The sequence below is a fragment of the Bacteroides sp. GM023 genome, assembly GCF_014750685.1.
GTDB lineage: Bacteria > Bacteroidota > Bacteroidia > Bacteroidales > Bacteroidaceae > Bacteroides.
Genome location: NZ_JAAXGE010000001.1, coordinates 728293 through 752921, shown reverse-complemented (window position 1 = coordinate 752921; position 24629 = coordinate 728293). Strand labels below are relative to the sequence as shown.

23 protein-coding genes are annotated in these 24629 nt (G+C 44.8%); 10 read left to right on the top strand and 13 right to left on the bottom strand.

The window, feature by feature from the left end:
* Positions 1-74: 74 nt before the first annotated feature.
* The 7 genes from HC965_RS02905 to pstC form a co-directional block, all read right to left on the bottom strand.
* A complete protein-coding gene (locus tag HC965_RS02905; protein WP_191030013.1) occupies positions 75-2651 on the bottom strand; it encodes a hypothetical protein in 2577 nt (858 codons plus the stop codon).
* A gap of 173 nt (positions 2652-2824) precedes the next feature.
* On the bottom strand, positions 2825-3373 hold the full coding sequence (locus HC965_RS02900) for a nitroreductase family protein (RefSeq protein ID WP_191030012.1): 549 nt from the start codon (positions 3371-3373) through the stop codon (positions 2825-2827).
* A gap of 1 nt (position 3374) precedes the next feature.
* Entirely contained in the window at positions 3375-3977 is a 603-nt protein-coding gene (locus HC965_RS02895; protein ID WP_191030011.1) for a riboflavin synthase, read from the bottom strand.
* A gap of 369 nt (positions 3978-4346) precedes the next feature.
* Positions 4347-5036 (bottom strand): phosphate signaling complex protein PhoU, encoded by a 690-nt coding sequence (gene phoU, locus HC965_RS02890; RefSeq protein WP_191030010.1) that lies wholly within the window; start codon positions 5034-5036, stop codon positions 4347-4349.
* A gap of 130 nt (positions 5037-5166) precedes the next feature.
* On the bottom strand, positions 5167-5925 hold the full coding sequence (pstB, locus tag HC965_RS02885) for a phosphate ABC transporter ATP-binding protein PstB (protein WP_191030009.1): 759 nt from the start codon (positions 5923-5925) through the stop codon (positions 5167-5169).
* 10 nt (positions 5926-5935) lie between these two features.
* A complete protein-coding gene (pstA, locus tag HC965_RS02880; protein ID WP_191030008.1) occupies positions 5936-6811 on the bottom strand; it encodes a phosphate ABC transporter permease PstA in 876 nt (291 codons plus the stop codon).
* A 1-nt stretch (position 6812) separates the two neighbouring features.
* A complete protein-coding gene (pstC, locus tag HC965_RS02875) occupies positions 6813-8009 on the bottom strand; it encodes a phosphate ABC transporter permease subunit PstC (RefSeq protein ID WP_191030007.1) in 1197 nt (398 codons plus the stop codon).
* Between the two features lie 177 nt (positions 8010-8186).
* Between pstC and HC965_RS02870 the strand changes: the two genes are divergently transcribed.
* From HC965_RS02870 to HC965_RS02855, 4 genes are all read left to right on the top strand, one after another.
* The gene (locus HC965_RS02870; RefSeq protein ID WP_191030006.1) at positions 8187-8999 is read left to right on the top strand and encodes a PstS family phosphate ABC transporter substrate-binding protein; all 813 of its coding nucleotides are present in this window, start codon (positions 8187-8189) and stop codon (positions 8997-8999) included.
* A gap of 50 nt (positions 9000-9049) precedes the next feature.
* Positions 9050-10792, top strand: coding sequence for a glutamine--tRNA ligase/YqeY domain fusion protein (locus HC965_RS02865; RefSeq protein ID WP_191030005.1), 1743 nt, complete (start codon positions 9050-9052; stop codon positions 10790-10792).
* A gap of 101 nt (positions 10793-10893) precedes the next feature.
* On the top strand, positions 10894-12336 hold the full coding sequence (locus tag HC965_RS02860) for a lipopolysaccharide assembly protein LapB (protein WP_191030004.1): 1443 nt from the start codon (positions 10894-10896) through the stop codon (positions 12334-12336).
* A 34-nt stretch (positions 12337-12370) separates the two neighbouring features.
* Positions 12371-13009: a DedA family protein gene (locus HC965_RS02855; protein WP_167965993.1), complete on the top strand. Its 639-nt coding sequence runs from the start codon at positions 12371-12373 to the stop codon at positions 13007-13009.
* Positions 13010-13113: 104 nt separating this feature from the next.
* On the opposite strand, the gene HC965_RS02850 is transcribed toward HC965_RS02855, so the two are convergent.
* Positions 13114-13998 carry a DUF3078 domain-containing protein gene (locus tag HC965_RS02850; protein WP_191030003.1) on the bottom strand — a complete coding sequence of 295 codons (885 nt, stop codon included), beginning with the start codon at positions 13996-13998 and terminating at the stop codon, positions 13114-13116.
* A gap of 138 nt (positions 13999-14136) precedes the next feature.
* A complete protein-coding gene (gene tpx / locus HC965_RS02845) occupies positions 14137-14637 on the bottom strand; it encodes a thiol peroxidase (RefSeq protein ID WP_191030002.1) in 501 nt (166 codons plus the stop codon).
* 137 nt (positions 14638-14774) lie between these two features.
* Between tpx and HC965_RS02840 the strand changes: the two genes are divergently transcribed.
* From HC965_RS02840 to HC965_RS02825, 4 genes are all read left to right on the top strand, one after another.
* Positions 14775-15338: an HdeD family acid-resistance protein gene (locus HC965_RS02840; protein WP_191030001.1), complete on the top strand. Its 564-nt coding sequence runs from the start codon at positions 14775-14777 to the stop codon at positions 15336-15338.
* Positions 15339-15421: 83 nt separating this feature from the next.
* Positions 15422-15901, top strand: coding sequence for a DUF4494 domain-containing protein (locus HC965_RS02835; RefSeq protein ID WP_191030000.1), 480 nt, complete (start codon positions 15422-15424; stop codon positions 15899-15901).
* Between the two features lie 6 nt (positions 15902-15907).
* On the top strand, positions 15908-16582 hold the full coding sequence (locus HC965_RS02830; RefSeq protein WP_191029999.1) for a YggS family pyridoxal phosphate-dependent enzyme: 675 nt from the start codon (positions 15908-15910) through the stop codon (positions 16580-16582).
* 15 nt (positions 16583-16597) lie between these two features.
* Complete coding sequence (locus HC965_RS02825) at positions 16598-17572, top strand: dihydroorotate dehydrogenase-like protein (protein ID WP_191029998.1); 975 nt, start codon at positions 16598-16600, stop codon at positions 17570-17572.
* 84 nt (positions 17573-17656) lie between these two features.
* Here HC965_RS02825 and HC965_RS02820 read toward each other — a convergent pair whose 3' ends face one another.
* Positions 17657-18982: a PhoH family protein gene (locus HC965_RS02820; protein WP_073342841.1), complete on the bottom strand. Its 1326-nt coding sequence runs from the start codon at positions 18980-18982 to the stop codon at positions 17657-17659.
* A 132-nt stretch (positions 18983-19114) separates the two neighbouring features.
* Here HC965_RS02820 and HC965_RS02815 point away from each other — a divergent pair, with 132 nt between their 5' ends.
* Complete coding sequence (locus tag HC965_RS02815) at positions 19115-20605, top strand: folylpolyglutamate synthase/dihydrofolate synthase family protein (RefSeq protein ID WP_191029997.1); 1491 nt, start codon at positions 19115-19117, stop codon at positions 20603-20605.
* On the opposite strand, the gene HC965_RS02810 is transcribed toward HC965_RS02815, so the two are convergent.
* From HC965_RS02810 to HC965_RS02800, 3 genes are all read right to left on the bottom strand, one after another.
* Complete coding sequence (locus tag HC965_RS02810) at positions 20573-20947, bottom strand: RidA family protein (RefSeq protein WP_022137846.1); 375 nt, start codon at positions 20945-20947, stop codon at positions 20573-20575. The two genes, HC965_RS02815 and HC965_RS02810, sit on opposite strands and share 33 nt — an antisense overlap.
* A 103-nt stretch (positions 20948-21050) precedes the next feature.
* The gene (locus HC965_RS02805; protein ID WP_191029996.1) at positions 21051-21536 is read right to left on the bottom strand and encodes a DUF805 domain-containing protein; all 486 of its coding nucleotides are present in this window, start codon (positions 21534-21536) and stop codon (positions 21051-21053) included.
* 139 nt (positions 21537-21675) lie between these two features.
* Entirely contained in the window at positions 21676-22035 is a 360-nt protein-coding gene (locus HC965_RS02800) for a hypothetical protein (RefSeq protein ID WP_191029995.1), read from the bottom strand.
* Between the two features lie 152 nt (positions 22036-22187).
* Here HC965_RS02800 and HC965_RS02795 point away from each other — a divergent pair, with 152 nt between their 5' ends.
* A complete protein-coding gene (locus HC965_RS02795; protein WP_191029994.1) occupies positions 22188-24533 on the top strand; it encodes a DUF3987 domain-containing protein in 2346 nt (781 codons plus the stop codon).
* Positions 24534-24629 lie beyond the last annotated feature (96 nt).

The following is a 24629-nucleotide window of genomic DNA, read 5'->3' as shown; positions in this document are numbered from 1 at the left end:
TTAGGAGTGCAGTTCAAGATAGTGTAGCGTGGGTGATTTCGTTAAAAAGGAAAATTTGCCATCTCCTTATTTGCTTAATGACCGGTTATGTCCGTATAGTTAATTTCCGGTTTGGTTCCGAGCACCCGTACATACTCTTCACAGAAATTCTCATAACACTGTTTGGCCAATCCTTTTTTCCCTAAATGATAGAGAGCATAACATTTATAACGAATACCACTTTCATCGGTCGAATCACAACTCAACATCGTTTCAGACAATTTCAATAAAAGCAGCAAATCATTCTTCACTTCAGGATATTCATAAATACTCAGCAATACATCCGACAAAAGAATTAAATATTCAGACTTGAACTTATCCATCCATTCCTCCGTGATATCCGGCATCAGTTCTCCCCTGCATCCCAACTCCGCAATTCTGTTCAAAGCAGCTAGATTAACCACCTTATTTTCTTTTACCTTTTTCAGCAAGTCACAGATTTCGATATAGTCGCAACACACGGAAGGCTCCATTATCATATACCAATAACTATTCTTATAAGAAACACTCACCCCGCCGATTTCTTTCAACAGCAATCTGAGCTTACTCATATTCACATTCCTGTTATTGGTTGCACTCCCCTTATCCATGTCAGCCCAAAATATCTCATTCAACTGCTCGGAAGTCACCCCATTCTCATTCTTATAAGAATACAGCATCATATACAAAAACAAATTTCGTAAAATAAGAGTAAAACGCGATGTAATATCCTGTCCTTCCGCGTTTATCACCTGAAATCCGCCTAACAGTTTGATAGAAGACCGGATAGCTTTGGCAGCAGAAACTTCCGTTTCCTGAACAGGTATCGGAGCTTCGTCCATATCTTCATGCATCTCTTCAACCGTATTCTTCTTTCTCTTTACAAAGTTCCATCCTGCAAACAGCACTCCTCCAAGCCCTGCTGCAATCAACAGGATAACTATCCAAAAATCTTTCATGGAGCTACTTTCAGGAAGCGTCTGAAGCACATCCGACAAACGCAAGGCAGGATACCCTAAAGTGTATAATTCGACACAAGTATTTCCCGTACCATCCTGATATGCCAAAGTAGCCACCAGCTCCGAAGTCCCGCCATTATAGAACAAAGTACAATATGATTCCGTATCATGAAAATGATAAGGGATAGAATCCGCCAACAGCACCCGTTCCGGGTTATCTACTCCGAAGCGATTCAATCTGACAGACGAAAGGGCACGATCATTCTCAAAGGAAAGCGCATAAAAATGTTTTCCATCCCGATCCATAACCATCGCATTTCCAAATGTTTCAAGATTCTCATTAGAAAATGTCCACAACTTCCGACTGGTCATCTTGTCAATGTCTATTAAATGGAGATCATAATAATTCTCCGGTATCTCTTCCTGCCGTCCCGACTTACTGCCGTATCCGCCAAGCACTAATACCTTCCCATCTCCATAATATCCCAACCCCGACAGATAACGAGGTTCTATACTCTGCGAGAAATCTTTCCGCTCCCAATTCTCCGAATCAACCGCATGCTTAAACAAAACCGCGCTATAACGATAAAATCCATAACCGCCAAACACAACAAGCTCCTGCCTTTCAGGAATAAAGCAACTGCTATGATGCAAATAAGAAAGAAGTATATCGGGAATCCCCCGCTCCCATTCATTGCGTGAAAAGTCATATCGGTTCAATCGTTCCTGTTCCGCACTATATGAAATCAATTCATTCCGGACAGAATCATATACCAGGCTGGAAGCCGCTGTAAAGTAAGGATGCCCTGCCTTGACGGGAATCTTCTCCAACTGTCTGTTCGCAATAGAATACTGATAAATTGTATCTTCCAAAGCTACAAAAAGTCCCCCATCCGCAGAACGTTGATAAGAGGCAAACTGAGGTTTAGTCCCGGGTACGGAAAAAGAAGCCAGCTTCTTCCACCGGATATGCCGGTCTATCTCCCAAATACCATTCAGTACCACAGCACGGGACTGCTCCATTTCATCATACACCACGCCTTCACCATGTTGCAGCAGATTCCAGCTTTTCAGAAGATTACTTTTCAAGTCTAAAATCCGAACATTCCTAAGGTTCATCGGAGCCACATCGGTACTCAAATACGGCTTTCTCGCATTCAGCCCGAAAGTAATCCGTACATCATCCAGCCGTGGTAACTCAACCGGAATATTCCATTCGGCTCCATTCAGCGTACATATGACAAGTTGCTTTTTATAATCGAGCATAAGACTCACCCGCAGCCAATCCGATTGACCAAAGTCCGGGATAGAATCCAAATGTGGCAAGTCAACCAAGCGTTGATTCCCCCGCATTAAAAACAACTGGCTATGGCTCCACCCCTTATTGGAAAGTAAGTCGATATTGAGAGTATCGTTTAAAATCACACGGACAATATATCCATAATTGTGCTGCTCGCTTCGCAGATGAACATCAAAATCCAATGAAAAACCGCCACGGAAAGAAAGCGGAACATCCGGAGTTAAATTCAAACTCGTCCGTTTTTCCGGTATCACTGTATGGGCTTGAAAATAAAGTCCCCTATCCGGCTTATCTATTGAATCAGCATGACACCAGGAGTTACATAATAAAAATAGCAGCAACAATGCACCGATAATTGTATTTTTTGCGTTCATAGATATTACATTCATAGAAACAAAAATATGGAAATATTCCATTCAAAGGCGTTAAATCTTCATTTTTTTATCCGCCTAAAAGAAATTTGCCGCCACCGGAAAATATATATGCGTTCGGACAACGACTATATTTTCAGGCAACGGCAAAGTTTGTCGTAATTCCCGTTCTGAAATTACTTATAACTATTGTAAGATACTACTTTCTCCTTCGGCTTCCTCATCTTCTTACGTTTCTCCTTCACCGGATAGCCTATCGCAATATCCAGCAACACACGCTTGAAAGCAGGAATTCCCGTCAACCGCTTCATTTCTTTTTCGTCAAACCAGCCTAGCATACACGATCCCAAGCCTTCACTTTCAGCAGCCAACGTGATATGAGCAGCGGCAATTCCAACATCAATCAACGGAAAATGTTTATCCTTTACTTTCCCACCGAGCAAAGAAGTGATATTAGCCGATTCTTCCACAATCAGAATGTGCACGGGAGCATCCTTGGCAAACTTATTCATTCCCAGTCCTGCCGCCGCTTTGCCAATCTTCAAAGCCAGTTCACGGTCGGTTATTACCACAAACTTCCACGGCTGCGCATTGCAGGCAGAAGGAGCCATACGCCCCGCCTCTAAAATCCGTTCCAGCTTGTCAGCTTCCACAGGGCGTTCCTTATCATACGCCCGGTCACTCTGACGTGAAAGCACCAATTGCAGAAAATCGCCGGATTCCATCTTACTTATATTGAATCATTCTACTGATATACTTACCAATAATATCGAATTCGATATTCACCACACTGCCGATGGCAAACGTATGGAAGTTGGTATGTTCATAAGTATAAGGAATGATAGCCACCTGGAATGTATCATCCGTAGGATTACATACCGTCAGGCTGACACCGTTCACAGTCACCGAACCTTTATCCACAGTGATATATCCGCGTTTCGCCATCTCCTTGTCACACGCATATTGGAAAGTGAAGTACCAGCTTCCTTCCGCGTCCTTTATATCAATGCAAGTAGCAGTCTGATCCACATGTCCCTGCACGATATGACCATCCAGACGACCGTTCATCATCATGCTACGCTCTACGTTCACCTTATCTCCCACCTTCAGCAGGCCCAGGTTAGAACGTTCCAGCGTTTCCTTCATGGCAGTCACCGTATACGTTTCATCCGTCATGCTTACTACTGTCAGACATACGCCGTTATGAGAAATACTCTGATCGATTTTCAACTCATTCACAAACGAACACTTAAATGTAAAGTGTATATTCTCCTGGTCTTTCACCAGCGCTACCAAGGTAGCATATTCTTCTACGATTCCGGAAAACATAATGTTATTTACTTATTTAATACAATTCTATTACACCATTTTATATACGGCTCAAAGATACAAATAAGCTGGCAGGAAAGAAAATAAGAGCAAAAAAAAATGGGGCTTTTCACAAAGCTCCATTTTTCAGTTTTCAATAGGTATTAGTTTTTTTTAAGGTAAAAAGATTGTTTTCAGGATAACGGTGCAAATATAGGTGCTTTTACCGATATTATCCAAATTATAAAACATGTCATATAACATCTTTTTGAAAATTCTTTGGATTTATTATCATTTGAGCAAGAACACCCGTAACCTGTCCGTTACAGGAGACAAATATAAGACAAATTTCTAAGGAGCACTAATTTCTGTTTAAAAATATGCAAATATTTATTTCTCGGGATAGTGTTCCTCCGTTTTTCCACGATGTTTCAAGACCTTTGCATCAACGAAAAAGACGATCTCTTCGGCTATATTCGTGATGTGGTCGCCTGAGCGTTCCATCTTACGGAATACGCTGACCAGGTCGACGCAGGTAAGTGCAGTCTCCGGATGTTCAATGATATAGTTCGCCAGGATTCCGGTGGCTTCCGCATTGATTTCGTCCAAGAGATTATCTTTAGCAAATACACCCGCTGCCAGTTCGATGCTCTCTTCATTCAAGGCACGCTTCGCCAGTTCGAGCATCGACAATACCTCCGCCTGCATTTCCGCCAAACGAAGACGGTTCATCAGTTCCGCATCGAGCACCGGCTCCTTACAGCGAATCACAAAACGAGCGATCCCCTCTGCAAAGTCACCCAAACGCTCCAGGTTTGTATTAATCTTCAGCATCGCCAACACAAAACGAAGGTCGATTGCCACCGGATTGTATAAGGCAATAATATCTTCCACGTCACTGTCTATCTTCAACTCGAAAGCATTCACCCTGCGTTCACGAACCATCACCTGTTGAGCCAGTTCCTTATCAAGTGTCAACACAGCCTCCCCGGCACGGTCAAGCTGATTGTACACCAATGTCCACATTTCATCCACTTCCTTCTTCAACAGGATGAGTTCCGATTCTATAAACTTTACCATAGTCTATTATATATAAATGATTAATATTCTTTCTTCTACATTTCAGGCACGGATTTCACGGATTACACGATTCTTAGAATTATGATTGCATAAAGCAACCGTGCAATCCGTGAAATCCGTGCCTAATATATTATCCGAAGCGTCCCGTTATGTAATTCTGCGTAGCCTCTTTCTCCGGATTGGTGAATATCTTTTTCGTCTGGTCGAACTCCACCATTTCACCCAAATAAAAGAAAGCCGTCTTATCACTGACACGGGCTGCCTGCTGCATATTGTGCGTGACGATGACAATCGTATAGTCCTTTTTCAGTTCATGAATCAACTCCTCCACTTTCGCCGTAGAAATTGGGTCGAGCGCAGACGCAGGCTCGTCCATCAACAGCACCGAAGGAGATACCGCCATCGCACGGGCAATGCAAAGACGCTGCTGCTGCCCGCCGGAGAGTGCATAAGCCGATTCCTTCAACTTATCCTTCACTTCATCCCACAAAGCCGCACCTTTCAGTGTTTCTTCCACGCGCTGACGGATGAAAGCGTTATCTTTTACCCCATTCACCCGAAGTCCGTAAGCCACATTCTCGAAGATGCTTTTCGGAAAAGGATTGGGACGCTGGAACACCATTCCCACATTCTTGCGCAACTCGTCCACTTCCACGCCCTTCGCATAGATATTCTGTCCGTCGATACGGATTTCCCCTTCCAGGCGGGTATCGGGAATCAAATCGTTCATGCGGTTGAAAAGCCGGAGAAAGGTAGACTTTCCGCAACCGGAAGGGCCGATAAAGGCAACGACCGACTTCTCTTCAATCTGCATACTGATGCCCTTCAACGCATGGAAATTACCATACCAGAAGTTCACTTCACGCGCATCTATTTTCACTGTATCCATATATACTTACTCAATTCGTTTTTACTCTTTTCTCAAAATATTTTCTCAATGCATTTGCCAGCAGGTTCACCAGCAAGATAATCACAATCAGCACCAATGCCGTACCGTAGGCCAATGGCAACTGCGCTTCCATATCCGTTCCACTCGTAGAAATCACATACAAATGATAAGGCAACGCCATACACTGATCCAGGATACTGGTCGGCAACTGCGGCAGGAAGTATGCGGCACAAGTAAACAGAATCGGAGCCGTCTCACCCGAGACACGTCCCAATGCCAAAATCAATCCTGTGATAATATTCGGCATTCCCATCGGCAGAATCACGTGCCAGATAGTCTGCAACTTTGTCGCTCCCAACGCCCGGCTGCCTTCACGCATACTGTCGGGAATTGCTTTCAAGGCTTCTTCCGTTGTCCGAATGACCAAAGGTACGCAAAGCAAACCTAATGTCAAAGACCCCGCCAGGATACTATCTCCAAAACTCATGTAATTGACAAACAGCGCCATACCGAACAGACCGAACACGATAGAAGGAATACCGCTCAGGTTATTGGTCATCACCCGTATAAAGCGTACCAACTTCCCTTTCGGCGCATATTCATTCATATAAATTCCACTCATCACCCCTATCGGGAAAGCAAACAGCGCACTGCCCGTCATCAGATAGAAAGTTCCGACGATAGCCGGCCAGATGCCGCCCCCTGTCATCCCGTCCGTAGGAGACGATGTGAGGAACTCCCAACTGATAGCACCGCTCCCCTTATAAATAATGAAGCCCAAAATCGCGAACAATATCAGCACGATGCAAAGACTCAACAGTCGGAATATCCCGAAAGCAATCTTCTGCGAACGATGCTTAGCCTTATTATTACTTCTTATTTCCATGTTATTTGCTACGTTTTAATCCTTTAGAGGAAATATACTCCACACTAAAGTTGATAATCAATGTAATGAAGAACAGAACGACACCCAGCAGGAACAAAGCCTGATAATGAGGCCCGCCCGCCGGCGCTTCTCCCAACTCCGCCGCGATAGTAGCCGGAATGGTTCGCAACGGTTCGAGAATCGTTGTCGGAATCACAGCCGCGTTACCCGTCACCATCAATACCGCCATCGTCTCTCCGATAGCACGTCCGATGCCGAGCACCACGCCCGAAGTAATCCCCGATATGGAATACGGAATCACCACCTTATAGATAGTCTGCCATTGCGTAGCTCCCAGCGCCAGGCTCGCTTCCCGCATGGAACGCGGGCAATTCCTCATCGCATCTTCCGTCACCGTTATAATGGTAGGCAGCGCCATAATAGCCAGCACGATACTGCCCGCCAATCCGCTCTCCCCTACCGGAAGATTAAAAACTTTCTGAATCATCGGCACAATGACAATCAGCCCGAAAAAGCCATAGACTACGGAAGGAATACCGCTCAACAATTCGATAATAGGTTTCAGCCAGTTCCGCACTTTCGGATTTGCCACTTCGGACATATAGATAGAAACCGACAAGCCGAACGGCAAAGCAAAAAGAATGGCGAACAAGCTCACCCATAACGTACCGGTAATCAAGGGCAGAAAGCCGAATTGCGCTGCCGGAGTAGCCGTCGGAAACCATTCGGCACCCGCAAACACATCTTTCACGGAAATCGTATTGTCCTCTATGAAATGCACCGCATCCGGTTGGACAATGAATTTCTGCGGTACGAATGCCACGATACCGGGCGTTTTCTCTACCAGTTCCGTGATTTTATCCCCTGCATACTCATAAGCAGGGCCGAGTTCTTCTTCCGTATAATACTGCGTAATATCTTCCAAACGAAACACCCGGATAGGAAGATCATCCCCACCGAGCTCTTTCCAGTTCGTTATCTCCTCGTCGAACACATTCTTTATCTGTTCAGGACTCAATACGCTTACCTTATTTGTCTTATTCAATGCCAACACATACCCTTCCTCGATTACCTTGCTCTTAAACAATCCGAAAGCCTCTGTAAACAGGAAAAGCACAATCAGCAAAATAGTAATACTTGTTACGAAGCCGCTACAAGTCAAAACTCCTTCTATAATCCTTTCTAAAACCTTTTTCATACCTCTTGATTTCTGATGCAAAGAAAGCATCTCCTTATTAAGGGGGTGTGACTAACATTTGAAGGAAATGTTTCAATCCTGTTACATTTGTATTACAAGTATCGTTTCCCCGCCGCATGAAACAGAAATGTAATATCCGATTGCTTTATTTGCACCAGCAATAAACAAAGAATCATTATGAAAATAAGAAGAAACTTACTAATAGCCCTTTCGCTGTTCGCAATTACTGCCAGTGCACAACGTATCAAAGGCAGCGACACGGTATTGCCTGTCGCCCAGCAGACAGCAGAACGGTTTATGAACCAGCAGCCCGATGCCCGTGTCACCGTCACCGGTGGCGGAACCGGTGTCGGCATCTCCGCTTTGATGGATAACACTACGGACATCGCAATGGCTTCGCGCCCGATAAAATTCAGCGAAAAGATGAAAATCAAAGCGGCAGGAGAAGAAGTGAACGAAGTAATCGTAGCCTATGATGCCCTTGCCGTAGTGGTACACCCCTCCAACCCGGTGAAGCAGCTCACCCGCCAGCAACTGGAAGACATCTTCCGGGGAAAGATAACCAACTGGAAACAGGTGGGTGGAGACGACCGCAAAATAGTGGTTTACTCCCGCGAAACATCTTCCGGTACTTATGAATTTTTCAAAGAGAGTGTCCTGAAAAACAAGAACTATATGGCGAGCAGCCTTTCCATGCCGGCAACGGGTGCCATCATCCAGTCCGTCAGCCAGACCAAAGGAGCCATCGGATACGTCGGACTGGCGTACGTGTCTCCCCGCGTCAAGACACTCTCCGTATCCTATGACGGTAGCCACTACGCCACCCCCACAGTAGAGAACGCCACCAACAAGACCTACCCCATCGTACGCCCCCTTTACTACTATTATAATGTAAAGAACAAAGAACAAGTCGATCCCCTGATTCAATATATTCTTTCACCCGACGGACAGGACATTATAAAAAAGAGCGGTTATATTCCGGTTAAATAAAAAAAATGTCCTACTTTTGTAGCCTGAATCATGTATTAACATAAATCGTTATGACAGATATTAAAAACGAAGAAGTAGCAGGTGAAAAGAAAAGCCTGAACTTTATAGAACAGGCAGTAGAGAAAGACTTGAAAGAAGGTAAAAACGGTGGAAAAGTGCAGACACGTTTCCCGCCCGAACCTAACGGATACCTTCACATCGGCCATGCCAAAGCTATTTGCCTTGATTTCGGCATCGCAGAAAAACATGGCGGTGTATGCAACCTTCGTTTCGACGACACAAACCCTACCAAGGAAGATGTGGAATATGTAGAAGCCATCAAAGAGGATATCCAGTGGTTAGGCTACCGTTGGGGAAATGAATACTACGCTTCCGATTATTTCCAGCAATTATGGGACTTCGCTATCCGCCTGATAGAGGAAGGAAAAGCATATATCGACGAACAGAGTTCTGAACTGATCGCACAACAGAAAGGTACTCCCACCCAGGCGGGCGTGGAAAGCCCTTACCGGAACCGCCCCATCGAAGAAAGCCTAGAGCTTTTCAAAAAGATGAACACCGGCGAGATTGAAGAAGGTGCTATGGTGCTCCGTGCCAAGATTGACATGGCAAACCCGAATATGCACTTCCGCGACCCGATTATCTATCGTGTAGTGAATCATCCGCACCACCGTACGGGCACTACCTGGAAAGCCTATCCGATGTACGACTTCGCCCACGGACAGAGTGACTTCTTTGAAGGAGTGACCCATTCACTGTGTACCCTCGAATTTGTGGTACACCGTCCGCTCTACGACCTCTTCATCGACTGGCTGAAAGAAGGCAAAGACCTGAACGACAACCGTCCCCGTCAGACAGAATTCAACAAACTGAACCTGAGCTATACGCTGATGAGTAAACGTAACTTGCTGACTCTGGTAAAAGAAGGTTTGGTGAACGGATGGGACGACCCCCGTATGCCGACTATCTGCGGTTTCCGCCGTCGTGGTTACTCACCGGAAGCCATCCATAAGTTTATCGACAAAATCGGTTATACTACCTATGACGCGCTGAATGACATCGCCCTGCTTGAAAGCTCTCTCCGTGACGACCTGAACAGCCGCGCTATCCGTGTGTCTGCCGTCGTTAACCCTGTGAAGCTCATCATTACGAACTATCCCGAAGGACAGGTAGAAGAACTGGAAGCCATCAACAACCCGGAAGATCCGGAAGCAGGAAGCCACCTTATCGAGTTCAGCCGCGAATTGTGGATGGAACGTGAGGACTTCATGGAAGATGCTCCTAAGAAATTCTTCCGTATGACACCGGGACAGGAAGTACGTCTGAAAAATGCCTATATCGTGAAATGCACAGGCTGCAAGAAAGACGAGAACGGCGTTATTACAGAAGTATATTGCGAATACGACGCCAATACCCGCAGCGGTATGCCGGATGCCAACCGCAAAGTGAAAGGTACATTGCACTGGGTAAGCTGCGACCACTGTTTGCAAGCAGAAGTACGCCTGTACGACCGCCTGTGGAAAGTAGAGAATCCTCGCGACGAAATGGCCGCTATCCGCGAAGCCAAGAATTGCGAAGCCCTCGAAGCCATGAAGGAAATTATAAACCCCGATTCACTGAAAATATTGCCCGACTGCTACATAGAGAAGTTCGCAGCAACCCTGCCGACACTCTCCTACTTGCAGTTCCAACGAATCGGTTACTTTAATATAGATAAAGACTCTACCCCTGAAAAAATGGTCTTCAACCGCACAGTAGGCTTGAAAGATACGTGGGGCAAGATTAATAAATAAGCCAACCGGCTTGACTTTATAAAATGGGGCTGTGACAAAAGAGAGAATAAACACTTTTGCAACAGCCCCATCTTAGCAATCAAAAAAACGAGAAAATTAAAATGGGGAGAAAAAATTCACCGTCCGCAAGAAAAGAACTAGTCGAACTAATCACAAACTACGAAGCTGCCAAAGCTGAGGAGCGACAAATCTACCTGGACGGAGATCAACTGGCGGACATTGCCGACTGGTATGCCACCGAACGAAAATTTGCCGAAGCGCAGGAAGTCATCAGTTACGGACTTCATCTGCACCCCGGAAGCACGGACTTGCTGATAGAACAGGCTTATCTTTACCTGGACACCCAAAAACTGCAAAAAGCAAAGACAGTAGCCGCCGCCATCACCGAAGAATACGAACCTGACGTGAAGATGCTGAAAGCCGAACTACTGCTGAACGAAGGGAACCTGGAAGAAGCCCAAGAGCTTCTGAACTCAATAGAAGATGCCGACGATCTTGTCACCATCACCGATATTGTATATCTTTTCCTGGATTTGGGCTATCCTGAAAATGCCAAAGAATGGCTGGAAAAAGGAAAATCCCGCTATGCCGACGAACAGGATTATCTGGCTCTTACCGCCGATTATCTATTCGCCACTCACCAAACGGAAGTCGCAATCGAAGCTTACAACAAACTGATTGACAAAGCTCCTTACAATCCCTCCTACTGGATGGGACTGGCAAAATGCCATTTTATCGAAGAGAATGTAGACAAGACCATCGAAGCTTGTGATTTCGCCCTGGCAGCCGACGAAAATTACGGAGAAGCCTATGCCTACAAGGCACATAGTTTTTTCTATCTGAACAACTCGGACGAAGCCATCGAGAATTACCGGAAGGCTATTAAATACAAGTCGATTCCCCCCGAACTGGGCTATATGTTCATGGGATTGTCCTACGCCAATAAGGAAGAATGGCAGAAAGCCGACGATTATTATACCAAAGTAATCGACTGCTTTGAAAAAGAAGGAGACAGAGACTCTATCTTATTGATAGACACATATACCAGCAAAGCCTTTGCCCTCTCCCATCTGCAAAGATATGAAGAAGCGCATCAACTCTGCGACAAAGCCAAGAAACTAGGCCCCGACGAAGGACTTATCTACCTGACAGAAGGAAAAGTATATCTGGCGGAAGAAATGGAAGACCTGGCATCCGAAGCTTTCCAAAAGGCTATGGAGCTTAATCCCGGTGTGGAAATGTGTTATATGGTTGCTTCCACCTATTCGGAAAACGACTATCTGTATGACGCGAAAGAATACTACGAGATGGCCTACAAGCTCGACCCGAAGTATGAATTAGTGACGGAAAAGCTAAGTGTTCTCTGTCTCATGAGCAACGAAATAGAAGATTTCTTCAAATACAACAGTGAATGTAAGAGTCCGCTCGGATTGGACGTCATCGAGGACTTGCTTGCCAGTCCCAATCATAGGGAGGAAGATGAAAAGACACTCAAGGAAGTATTGAAGCGCATGAAGAAAGAGAATAAAAAGAAAGGAAAATAATCAATCAATTAAATAAACTCTATCCCTAAAAAACATGGAATCAGTAGCTTTTATCCAGTGGTGTCTGGATCATTTAAATTATTGGACTATCACCTTATTAATGACCATCGAAAGTTCTTTTATCCCTTTCCCTTCGGAAGTGGTCATCCCGCCGGCAGCCTACAAAGCTGCAGTCAACGACGAGCTTAATATTTATCTGGTAGTTTTATTCGCTACTATCGGGGCAAATATCGGAGCGTTAATCAACTATTACCTGGCTAAATGGCTGGGACGCCCTATCATCTATAAATTTGCCAATAGCCGTATCGGTCATATGTGCCTGATTGATGAAGAAAAAGTACGCAATGCTGAAATCTATTTCGACAAGCACGGCGCATTGTCCACCTTTATCGGTCGTTTGATTCCCGCTGTCCGCCAATTGATTTCAATTCCTGCCGGACTGGCTCAGATGAAATTGCACACATTCCTGATCTATACCACTTTGGGAGCCGGATTATGGAATACTATCTTAGCGATTATCGGTTATCACCTGGCTAAAGTTCCCGGCATCGAAAGCGAAGCACAACTTATTGCTAAAGTGACGGAGTACAGCCACGAAATAGGCTATGTCTTTATTGCCATCGCCGTATTTGTCGTTGCATTCCTGATTTATAAGGGGATGAAGAAGAAGTAATATATTTCAGGCACGGATTTCACGGATTACGCGGTTTCAATAAAATATATCATTAAAAAACCGTGTTAATCCGTGAAATCCGTGCCTGAATCTTTTCTTTTATTTTAGAAGTTGAATTGTACTCCCACTCCCAATATTTCCTTGAACTGCACACGTGCACCTTTCGTGCCGTCCTTTTGCGCAATCTTCACATCATCGTCATACATCAGATTGGTGGTCAATGTAGTTGAGAACCACTTATTGATAATCATATTCACTTGCACTTCCCAGTTGACATCTATATTCAGAGGTTTATGCAAATAATCGGAATATAAGTCCAGACGTGAATATACAGTCATATTTTTCAAGAATTCATATTTCACTTCCCCTTTCAGATTAGCTCCGAAGCTGGACAGCAAATGTTTGCCGGGGTCTACTCCGTAAGCTCCTTCGTCAGAGAGACGGTCATTCAGGACAAACGTGCCACGCCAGGAAGCAGGAGATAATACAACAGTAAATATCTTGCCCGGATCGTACGTGAAACCCAAACCCGTAGTCAGATAGCCCGGAGACATAAATTCAGAGATGGCAACATCCTTATTGACCGAATAATCATATCCCGGAGAGAATTGAGTCTGAAAAGTGGCAAATGCGCTGGCATACCAGTTCTTGGCAATGGAATAACCATAATTCGTATTCAGATAGATTTTATCATTCGCCTTTCTTGTACCTTGATCGCCGGTCTTATTCAATCCATAAGCCAGTTCGATACGGTTGTTCCACAAATGCTTTCCTTTCTTATAATTAATTTGATAAGTACCTTGTAAGTCAAAAGCAACGGAGTTGTCACCTCCGGCAGCCCAATTGGTGAGACTGACCTGTGTCAGTTTCAGTCCGGCAAATCCTTCTTTCGTCCAGGGAGAAGTTTGTGTACTATCGGCAGTCTGCGCCGAAAGAGTTCCAGCGCCCATACATAACAGGGCGATGAATAAAGTTTTCATTTTGTTCATGATAGTCGAGGTTTAGTGTAGAAAAAAACACAACCTAACAAGAACATAAGTTTGGCGAAATACCAAACTCATTTACCAGTTCTCATTAGGTCAAAATCTTTAAAATAAGTATCAGGTTCTATACTTAATACTTGATACTTATTGTATTGCTGCGAGTGCCTTGTCATAGTCAGGCTCCTGTGTAATTTCAGGAACGAGCTCTGTATAAGCCACTTTACCATCTTTACCGATTACGACTACCGCACGTGCCAAAAGTCCTGCCAATGGGCCGTCAGCCATACGTACACCGTAGCTTTCATCAAAATCAGAGAAGCGGAAATCCGACAATGGAATCACGTTCTCAATGCCTTCGGTCGTACAGAAACGAGCGTGTGCAAACGGAAGGTCTTTAGAGATAGCCAGCACCACTGTATCTTTCATACCGGCAGCCATCTTATTAAACTTACGTACAGACGTAGCGCATACGCTTGTGTCCAGACTCGGGAAAATATTCAGAATCACATTTTTACCATTCAAGTTCTTCAGAGAGAAAGAAGATAAATCTGTTTTTACCAAATCGAAGTCAGGAGCGACTTTACCTACCTTTATAAATTCACCGATCAGTTTCACCGGTTGTCCTTTGAAATTTGTTGTTGCCATAATGCTTTTATATTTAATATTTACTTTATATAGAAAACAACTATTACCAAAAAAATGTTCACGGAGAAACATTTCTAAATGCAGATTGTTATTCCACAACGAAATCACCCTAGTAATCAACTTAAAAAATAAAATGTATGGAAACTGTATTTAATGAGATTCAACACTCGGTAAAAAACTGGTGGACTTCCCTTCTTTTAGGTATTGTGTATATTATTGTAGCCCTTTGGCTCATGTTTTCCCCTTTGAGCAGCTATGTAGCTCTCAGCATCGTATTCAGCGTATCCATGCTGATAAGCGGTATACTGGAAATCATCTTCGCCCTTAGTAATAAGAAAGGTGTGCCCAGTTGGGGATGGTATGTCGTAGGCGGGCTGATCGACCTCGTTCTGGGTATCTACCTGGTTGCCTATCCGCTGGTCAGCATGGAAGTAATTCCCTTTATCATAGCCTTCTGGCTGATGTTCCGCGGCTTCTCCTCTACCGGCTATTCCATCGACCTGAAACGTTACGGAACCCGCGACTGGGGCTGGTATATGGCTTTCGGTATCCTCGCCATCCTCTGCTCGCTGCTGATATTGTGGCAACCTGCTGTTGGAGCACTCTACGCAGTGTACATGATTTCTTTTACTTTCCTCATTATCGGACTTTTCCGCATCATGCTTTCATTTGAACTAAAAAATCTGCATAAAAGAAAATAAAAAGCTTTCGGCACTTACTTTGGTATTTTGTTTATCTTTGTAGGCAATTTACATAAATCAATTAATTAAAAAGGAAGAAAATTATGGCAATGCATACATGGTTTGAATGTAAAATCCGTTATGAAAAAGTAATGGAGAACGGAATGCAGAAAAAAGTAACCGAACCTTATCTCGTTGACGCGCTTAGCTTTACAGAAGCCGAAGCACGCATCATCGAAGAAATGACTCCGTTTATGACCGGAGAGTTTACCGTTTCTGACATCAAACGTGCCAATTATAGCGAACTTTTCCCCAGCGACGAAGAAAGTGCCGACCGCTGGTTCAAATGCAAACTTATTTTCATCACGCTGGATGAAAAAAGCGGTGCGGAGAAAAAGACTTCCACACAAGTATTGGTACAGGCTGCCGACTTGCGTGACGCAGTGAAGAAACTGGACGAAGGCATGAAGGGAACAATGGCAGACTATCAGATCGGAATGGTATCTGAAACTCCGCTGATGGACGTATATCCTTACAGTGCCGAGCCGAATGACAAACCGGAGTTTGATCCGTCAAAAGCATAAGTAACAATGAGTATTGCTGACAATTTAAAGCAAGTGCTGGCCGAGCTCCCACAAGGAGTCCGGCTGGTTGCTGTCTCAAAATTCCATCCCAATGAAGCGATAGAAGAAGCATATCAGGCGGGACAGCGTATTTTTGGAGAAAGCAAAGTGCAGGAAATGACAGCTAAATACGAAAGTTTGCCCAAAGACATCGAATGGCATTTTATCGGACACCTGCAAAGTAATAAAATCAAGTACATGATACCATACGTAGCGATGATACATGGGATTGACACTTACAAATTACTGACAGAAGTCAACAAGCAAGCTGTCAAAGCGGGACGCGTCGTAAACTGCCTGTTACAGATACACGTAGCGCAGGAAGAGACAAAATTCGGTTTCAGCCCCGAGGAATGTAAGGAGATGCTGAACGCCGGAGAATGGAAGGAACTGACCCACGTGCGCATCTGCGGATTGATGGGAATGGCTAGCAACACCGATAATATTGAACAAATCAACCGGGAATTCCGTTTACTTGATAGGCTCTTTAATGAGATCAAAGAAACTTGGTTCGCCGGCTCGGATGATTTCCGGGAGTTATCGATGGGAATGTCACACGATTATCACGAGGCCATTGCCGCAGGAAGTACCTTGGTACGGGTGGGAAGCAAGATTTTCGGAGAACGCAATTATAATATTTAACCAATCATTATGACCATGACCGATTTAAAAACTACTTTCGCAGGGCTTTCTCTTAGAAACCCTATCATTATCAGTAGCTCGGGACTGACCAACAGTGTCGGCAAAAATAAAAAGCTGGCCGAAGAAGGTGCCGGCGCCATCGTCCTGAAATCACTGTTCGAAGAACAGATTATGCTGGAAGCAGAACAACTGCGTGATCCGGCTTTCTCTGCTGAAGGCAGCGATTATCTGGAAGAGTATATCCGTGAACACAAGTTGTCCGAATACCTGACTTTGATTAAGGAGAGCAAGAAGGTTTGTCCTATTCCCATCATTGCCAGCATCAACTGCTACTCTGATTCCGAATGGGTGGACTTTGCCAAGCAAATCGAAGAAGCCGGTGCCGACGCATTGGAAATCAATATTCTCGCGTTGCAGTCGGACGTACAATATGCGTATGGTTCTTTCGAGCAACGTCACATTGATATTCTCCGTCACATCAAAAAGACAGTCAACATTCCGGTTATCATGAAACTGGGTGACAACCTGACAAATCCCGTTGCACTGATCGACCAGCTCTACGCTAACGGTGCGGCAGCAGTTGTCCTCTTCAACCGTTTCTATCAGCCGGACATCAATATCGAGAAACTGGAGCATATCTCCGGTGAAGTATTCAGCAATGCTTCCGACCTCGCCACTCCGCTTCGCTGGATTGGAATTGCGTCGGCCGTAGTAGACAAAATCGACTATGCAGCATCCGGTGGTGTTGCCAATGCAGAATCAGTAGTAAAAGCGATTCTTGCCGGCGCTTCGGCCGTAGAAGTGTGTAGCGCTGTCTACCTGAACACCAACGCATTTATCGGAGAAGCAACACGTTTCCTCTCCGCATGGATGGCACGAAAGGGATTCAACAGCATCGCCCAGTTCAAAGGCAAACTGAATACGAAGGATGTGAAAGGTATCAATACTTTCGAACGTACTCAATTCTTGAAATACTTTGCAAGAAATTGAAAATTAAAAATTGAGAATTAAAAAATACGATGGCATCATTAATTGCGCCAGCTATTTTTTAATTCTCAATTCTCAATTCTCAATTTACATAAGGTTACTAGCCAACTCACTCAACTCGCTTCGTTCACCCTTCAACAGGTTGACGTGCGCAAAGAGGTTCTGATCCTTCATGCGGTCAATCATATATACCAGGCCATTGGACTGACTATCCAGATACGGTTGGTCAATCTGCTGAATATCCCCCGTAAACACCATCTTCGTACCTTCGCCCGCGCGGGTGATGATTGTTTTTATTTCATTCGGAGTCAGATTCTGCGCTTCGTCGATAATGCAATACATCTCGCTCAAGCTACGCCCACGGATAAATGCCAGTGCCTCAATCACCAGTTGCTCGCTTTTCTGCATATCTTCGATACGCTTCACTTCCGTAGAACTAGCGGCAAACTGACGCTTAATCACATTCAGGTTGTCAAACAAGGGTTGCATATAAGGAGCAACCTTTTCTTGTGCATCTCCCGGAAGGAAACCGATATCCTTGTTAGAAAGCGCTACAATAGGACGTGCCAGCAAAATCTGCTTGTAATCCGTCAACTTACCCAAAGCGGCTGCCAAAGCCAGCAATGTCTTACCTGTTCCCGCCTTTCCGGTCAGTGCCACCAGTTTGATGTTCGGGTCGTTCAGAATCTCAAAAGCAAAGCTCTGTTCGGCATTACGAGGTTCGATTCCATAATTCTTGCCTTTCATCACCCGGCAGATAGAATGAGTGAAAGGATTGTAACGTGCCAGTACACTATTCCGGTCACTCTTCAACACGAAACATTCATTAGGATGAATCAGGTCTTTAAAGTCAAACTCGCTCAGGTCGATACCTTCTTTAGAAGAATAGATACGGTCGATCAACGCCGGGTCTACATTTTCAAAGATTTCATTGGACTTCTCGAAAATATCCACATTGGCTACCTTATCCGTGATATAGTCTTCGCAAAGCAGACCGATGGAACGGGCTTTCATGCGCAGGTTCACATCTTTAGTCACCAGGATAGACTTCATATCCGGATATTTGGTTGTCAGATACTCAGTCGCCGCCAAAATCAGATGGTCGGGTTTCTTGATAGGAAAAGAGTCCCATACTTTGGTAGCTTCCACCTTACTGGTCACCACGAACAGACGTCCCAAGCCTTCGCCCAGTTTCACTCCGTCAGTGAAAAGTTCGTCGCTGGTCAACACATCCAGCTCACGCACAAACTCACGGGCATTGAAATTTATCTGCTCGTTCCCTTTCTTGAACTTATCCAGTTCTTCGAGTACGACAAGAGGGAGATAGATATCATTTTCCTGAAAATTCTTCAAGCAATTACTGTCGTGAAGAATAACATTTGTGTCTAGTACAAAATTTTTCTTAGTTCCCATGATTTCTTAGATTTAAATGTTGATATTTGCAATCTCAAATCGTCAACCCCGCATACATCGTAGGATTGACGGTTCTAAAGATAAACAAATTAGTGGGCAATAAAGATTGCCCTGAGTTAAATTTTATAAAACATGGATTATCAGAACACTTTAAAGTACTTATATGAAAGTGTACCTATGTTTCAGCAAATAGGAAGCAAAGCATATAAGCCGGGGTTAGAGACAACACACAAATTGGACGAGCATTTCGGGCATCCCCATCGACAATTCAAAACGATACATATCGCAGGAACGAACGGAAAAGGTTCTTGCTCACATACTATCGCGGCAGTATTGCAGTGCGCCGGCTACCGGGTCGGATTATTCACCTCCCCTCATCTGATTGATTTTCGCGAACGCATCCGCATCAACGGCGAGATGATACCGGAAGAGTATGTAGTCAATTTCGTGGAAGAACACCGCGCTTTCTTCGAACCGCTGCACCCTTCCTTTTTTGAACTGACTACTGCCATGGCGTTCCGCTATTTTGCCGATCAGAAAGTGGACGTGGCAGTAATCGAAGTAGGTATGGGCGGGCGACTGGACTGTACGAACATCATCCATCCGGATTTATGCGTTATCACTAATATCGGTCTTGACCACACCCAATATCTGGGCGACACGCTGACGAAGATTGCCAAAGAGAAAGCAGGTATCATCAAGGAAGGCGTTCCGGTCATTATCGGCAGAGCCCAAGGAGCGGTGAAACGTGTATTTACCATGAAGGCAAAAGAAAAGAATGCGCCCATCGAATTTGCCGGCAAGGTTCCCCAACACTGGAGCATGGAAATACTTCCTTATTCGAGGTTGCAGGAAATAAGAACAGGAATGGACAGAAGTATAAAGAAAGCATACAAAATAGTCGAAGAAACAGACGGACTGTCGGAAGAAAAGAAAAATCAAATCCGGCAACTACTAGCCATGTTAGATACAGTAAACAGTATACGTGCGATAGACCAAATACTCGACAGAAGAAAAGATGCCATCAGGATCCTCAATAACATGTTTCCTTCCGGACTTTTCAGCGAATTGAGCGGGGCTTACCAATTCGAAAACATGCACACCACTCTAAAGGCTCTTGCAGCCCTGACCCATCTGAACTACAACATCACGCCGCGGAACTGTTTAGAAGGTTTTGCCAATGTATGTCGTCTCACCGGCCTGATGGGGCGTTGGCAGAAAGTACACAGCTATCCGGACATTATCTGTGACACGGGACACAACGTCGACGGAATCGAATATATCCGCGTACAGCTCGATGCTATCCGCAAAACTTTCGACAAGGATATTCATATCGTATTCGGTATGGTCAATGACAAAGATATCAGCGGCGTCCTGCAAGTGTTGCCGAAAGATGCCACTTACTACTTCACCAAAGCAAGCGTGAAGCGTGCGCTGCCTGAAAATGAGTTGATGGAACTGGCAGAAGAAGCCGGACTAAAAGGAACATCCTACCCCACTGTGGTAGATGCCGTGCAGGCAGCTAAAAAGAACTGCCCCCCTAAAGACCTTATCTTCGTGGGAGGCAGCACATTCATTGTCGCCGACTTGTTAGCGAACCGCGATGCACTCAATCTCTACTAACGCATCCTTTGGCAGGGCTTTTACGGCAAACGCCGAGCGTGCCGGGAAAGCCCCGTCGAAATAGGTGGCATACACACCATTCATCCCTGCAAACAGGGACATATCCTGAAGAAAGACAGTAGTTTTGACAATGTTTGCCATTGTCAATCCTGCTTCTTCAAGAATGTGTTTCATATTCTCCAACGACTGGCGTGCCTGTGCTTCAATCCCTTCCGCCATCTCTCCCGTAGCGGCATCAATAGGCAACTGACCCGACACAAATACCATTCCATTGGCTTCTATCGCCTGACTGTAAGGACCGATAGCTCCGGGCGCCTTCTCACTGCAAATTACTTTTTTCATATTTATTTCTATTTTCTGTTTTACTAACTTTCAAAGATAGCAAAAAAAAGCCTCTCGCAAAACGAATTTCGCAAGAGGCTTCACTATTTCTTCTTAAAAAAGTTTATTCAGCTTTTTCTTCTGCAGGAGCTTCAGCAGGCGCAACAGGTTCCGCCACTTTCACTTCTTCTCTCGAAACGTTTACTGTCACATTCACAGAAGCGGGTTGTGCCTGATATGGCATACGGTTTTTAGGATCTTCACCGTAAGGATTGGGGCCTACCGTACCGTCGGCAAACAGCATGTACAATGCAAAAATCCAGCCTACGATAGGAACACAGCACAACAGAATCAACCAACCGGATTTATTCAAGTCATGCAGACGCTTCACTCCCTGTGCCAAAGAGAACCACACGGAAGCGACCAAAGCTGCAAGACCAATCAATAAACCGATGACAGAACCGCCGGCCGAACCGCTAGCCGCACCCATAACGAATGTGCCCACACCCAGTGCCCATGCGATACTTGAAACGATACCACCAATGATACCAGACAGGAAATACTCGATTCTACGAATACGTCCGTCAAAAGAAAAAGGAGCTTTGAACATAATTTATTAAGTTTATATGAATAAATAAGTGAGTTTTCATTCGTGTTCCTCTTATATAGAAAGCAAAGATATAAAATAAATTAAATAAAGAAAGGAAATCGCCTAAAATATTAAAAAATTGTCTCATTCCCGGTATTATTCACAAAATCACGCCATCCCATTGCAACACTGTTTCCCATTGTCCGGGCTGAATGGCTCCACGGAAGCCATGCGGAACGGCAGCAATCACCAAATCATAATGGGAATCCAACACCACTCTCAACTGTTCCTGTATCTTATCCATCCATATCACCAAATTGATATATTCTAAAATACACCGGAGCAAGCGTACATACTGATAAATATACTCGTCTTCACCCTGTCTCATCTCACTCAACTTTTTGGGGGAGACACAAAGCTCTTTCTCGAAGAAACCATACGTAAATAACCCATCCATATTCATTAAACTAACCACCAAATTGCCTAAAAACTCATAAGTTTCCCGTTTTTCTTTTACCATGTCGTCGTATTATTAATAATTTATAATGTTTTGTTTCATATTTGGTTTATCAATTACTTCCCACGTAGGGAAGTCCCTCCATTTTCCATCTGCCTACCTTTGCACCCGTTATCCGATAGTCGGACAATCAATTTAAATAAAATCAATTTTATATGAAAGTTTTAGAAGAAATTAAAGTATCGGTTTATGAAAATGTGTATTCCAAACAACCTAAAATCATGTCTTTCCTCGAAATCATCTTTATGTGTATCCATCCGGTCTATGCCACCATCATCAACACCATCCGCCGTTATCATACGGAAGGCGACCAGGCTGCCGCGCAGAAATTGAAAAGCCAACTCCCCTGCTTCACCCCGGCAGGCACATTCAACGGAGCGCACGCTATCAAAAATTTCCTTCAGCACAGTTGTATTGTCGGACTGGATTATGACCATGTCCCCAATCGCCTGGAAGTAATCCAACGTTGCGCGGCAGATCCTCACACGGTAGCCGCACTTGAAAGCCCTACCGACGGTGTGAAAATCTTCGCCTACGTAGAAGGTATCGAAGGCCGCCATCGTGAAGGACAACTGCTGGTCAGTCAATACTACAACCGCCTGCTCGGACTGGAAAGCGACCCTGCCTGCAAAGATGAAAGCCGCCTTTGCTATTTTACTTATTCGCCCAACGGATATGTTGCCAGTCTTTATCAGTCTTTTGTAATGGAGCCGTCCACTTGCCGGGAAGAGTCTTCGCCCTCTTTCGAGAACGAGATTCCGCTCCCTTTTCCCACCTCAAAAAACAGTCCGGAAAACTCGTCCGAAGAAAAGAGTGAGGTGTCCGAAGAAGAAATAAAGCAGTTCCTTTCGTCCTATATTTTCCTTTATCCTCTAACCGCCGGGCAACGTCATTCCAACCTCTTTAAACTTGCCTGCGAAGCCTGTCGCCGACATTATCCGCAAAAAAACATATTACGTGAGCTAACGTCGTATTTCGAACATACAGATTTCCCATCCGCAGAAATATCCAGCGTCCTTTCCTCTGGGTATAAGAAAGTTGCGGAACAATCGGCGGACAATTCAGCCGGTGTCGCAAGCTCTTATCAAAAGGACAAAAAGCCAAAAGGACACTATGATGCCCCGGAATATTCCGATGAAATGGACGAGAACTATTGGACAGGGGAAGAGTTGCGAAAATCAACTCCCACATTTCCGCACAATGTGTATGATAATCTTCCCGAAATATTGAATGCCTGCCTGCTTGAAGAAGGCAGTGACCGCGAGCAGGATATTTCGTTCCTCTCCGTCCTCACGGCACTTAGCGCAGCACTTCCGCAGACTTTCGGCATTTACAATCATAAGAGATATTCCACGCATCTCTACAGTGTTGTCTTCTCCCCTGCCGGCAGCGGTAAAGGCATAGCCCAAACCGGTCGCTATCTGCTGGAGGAAATACAGGAGCAGATACTGTCAGCCAGTGAATTTTTGCAGAAGAAATATGACACTCAGCACAGCAACTGGCAACGGGAGTGTTCGCAGAGAAAGAGAAGCGGAGAAACTTGTTCCGAAGAACCGCAAAGACCTCCTTTCAAAATGCTGTTTATCCCTGCCACTACCAGCTATACGCGTATGCAGATACAAATGCAGGACAATGGTCCTCAAGGAAGTATCATCTTTGACACGGAAGCGCAGACTCTCACCACCGCCAACCATCTGGACTGTGGCAATTTTGATGACATGCTCCGAAAAGCCTTCGAGCACGAAAACATTGATTCTTCGTACAAGGCGAACGGAATCCGCCCTATATATATCCGTCATCCGAAACTCGCCTTGTTTCTGACAGGTACCCTGGGGCAGGTGGACATTCTGCTGAGCAATTACGAGGGTGGACTGCCAAGCCGTATTCTGACTTACACTTTCCGTGAGACTCCCCATTGGAAAGATATGGGTGATGATTCCATTTCTCTGGAAGACAGTTTCAAGCCTATCGCCCATCATGTCTCCGAGTTGTACGCCTTTTGCCTGGAGCATCCTGTTGTTTTCCATTTGAGCCGCCCGCAATGGAATCGCTTGAATGAAATATTCTCGCGTATGCTGTCTGAAGTGGCGACCGAGGGTAATGATGACCTCCAGGCGGTAGTGAAACGCTATGCCTTCCTGGTGATGCGCATCAGCATGATTCAGACTCGCATCCGCCAGTTTGAATCTTGTGATCCTTCTCTCGATATTTATTGTACGGACGAGGATTTCGAGCGTTCTCTGCGGATTGTGTTGTGTTGTTACGAACATAGCCGTTTGTTGTTGTCTTCGATGCCCTCTCCTTCTATACGTCCGTTGAAGAATCCGGACACTGTACGCAATTTTGTCAATGAGCTTCCCGAAAATTTCAGTACGGACGAAGCCATCCGCCTTGGCGAAAAATATGATTTCAGCCACCGCAAGGTAACACGGCTTCTGAAGTCGCTCAACGGAGTAAAAATCAATAAGTTGTCTCATGGAGTTTATTCTAAAATGAATTAAGACGGTCATATCTGTCCTTTTTGTCCTTTTGTCCTTTTAAGTAAGGCGAAAAAGCATTGGGAGATTTGCAAAAAACATCTCAATGATTACATTCAA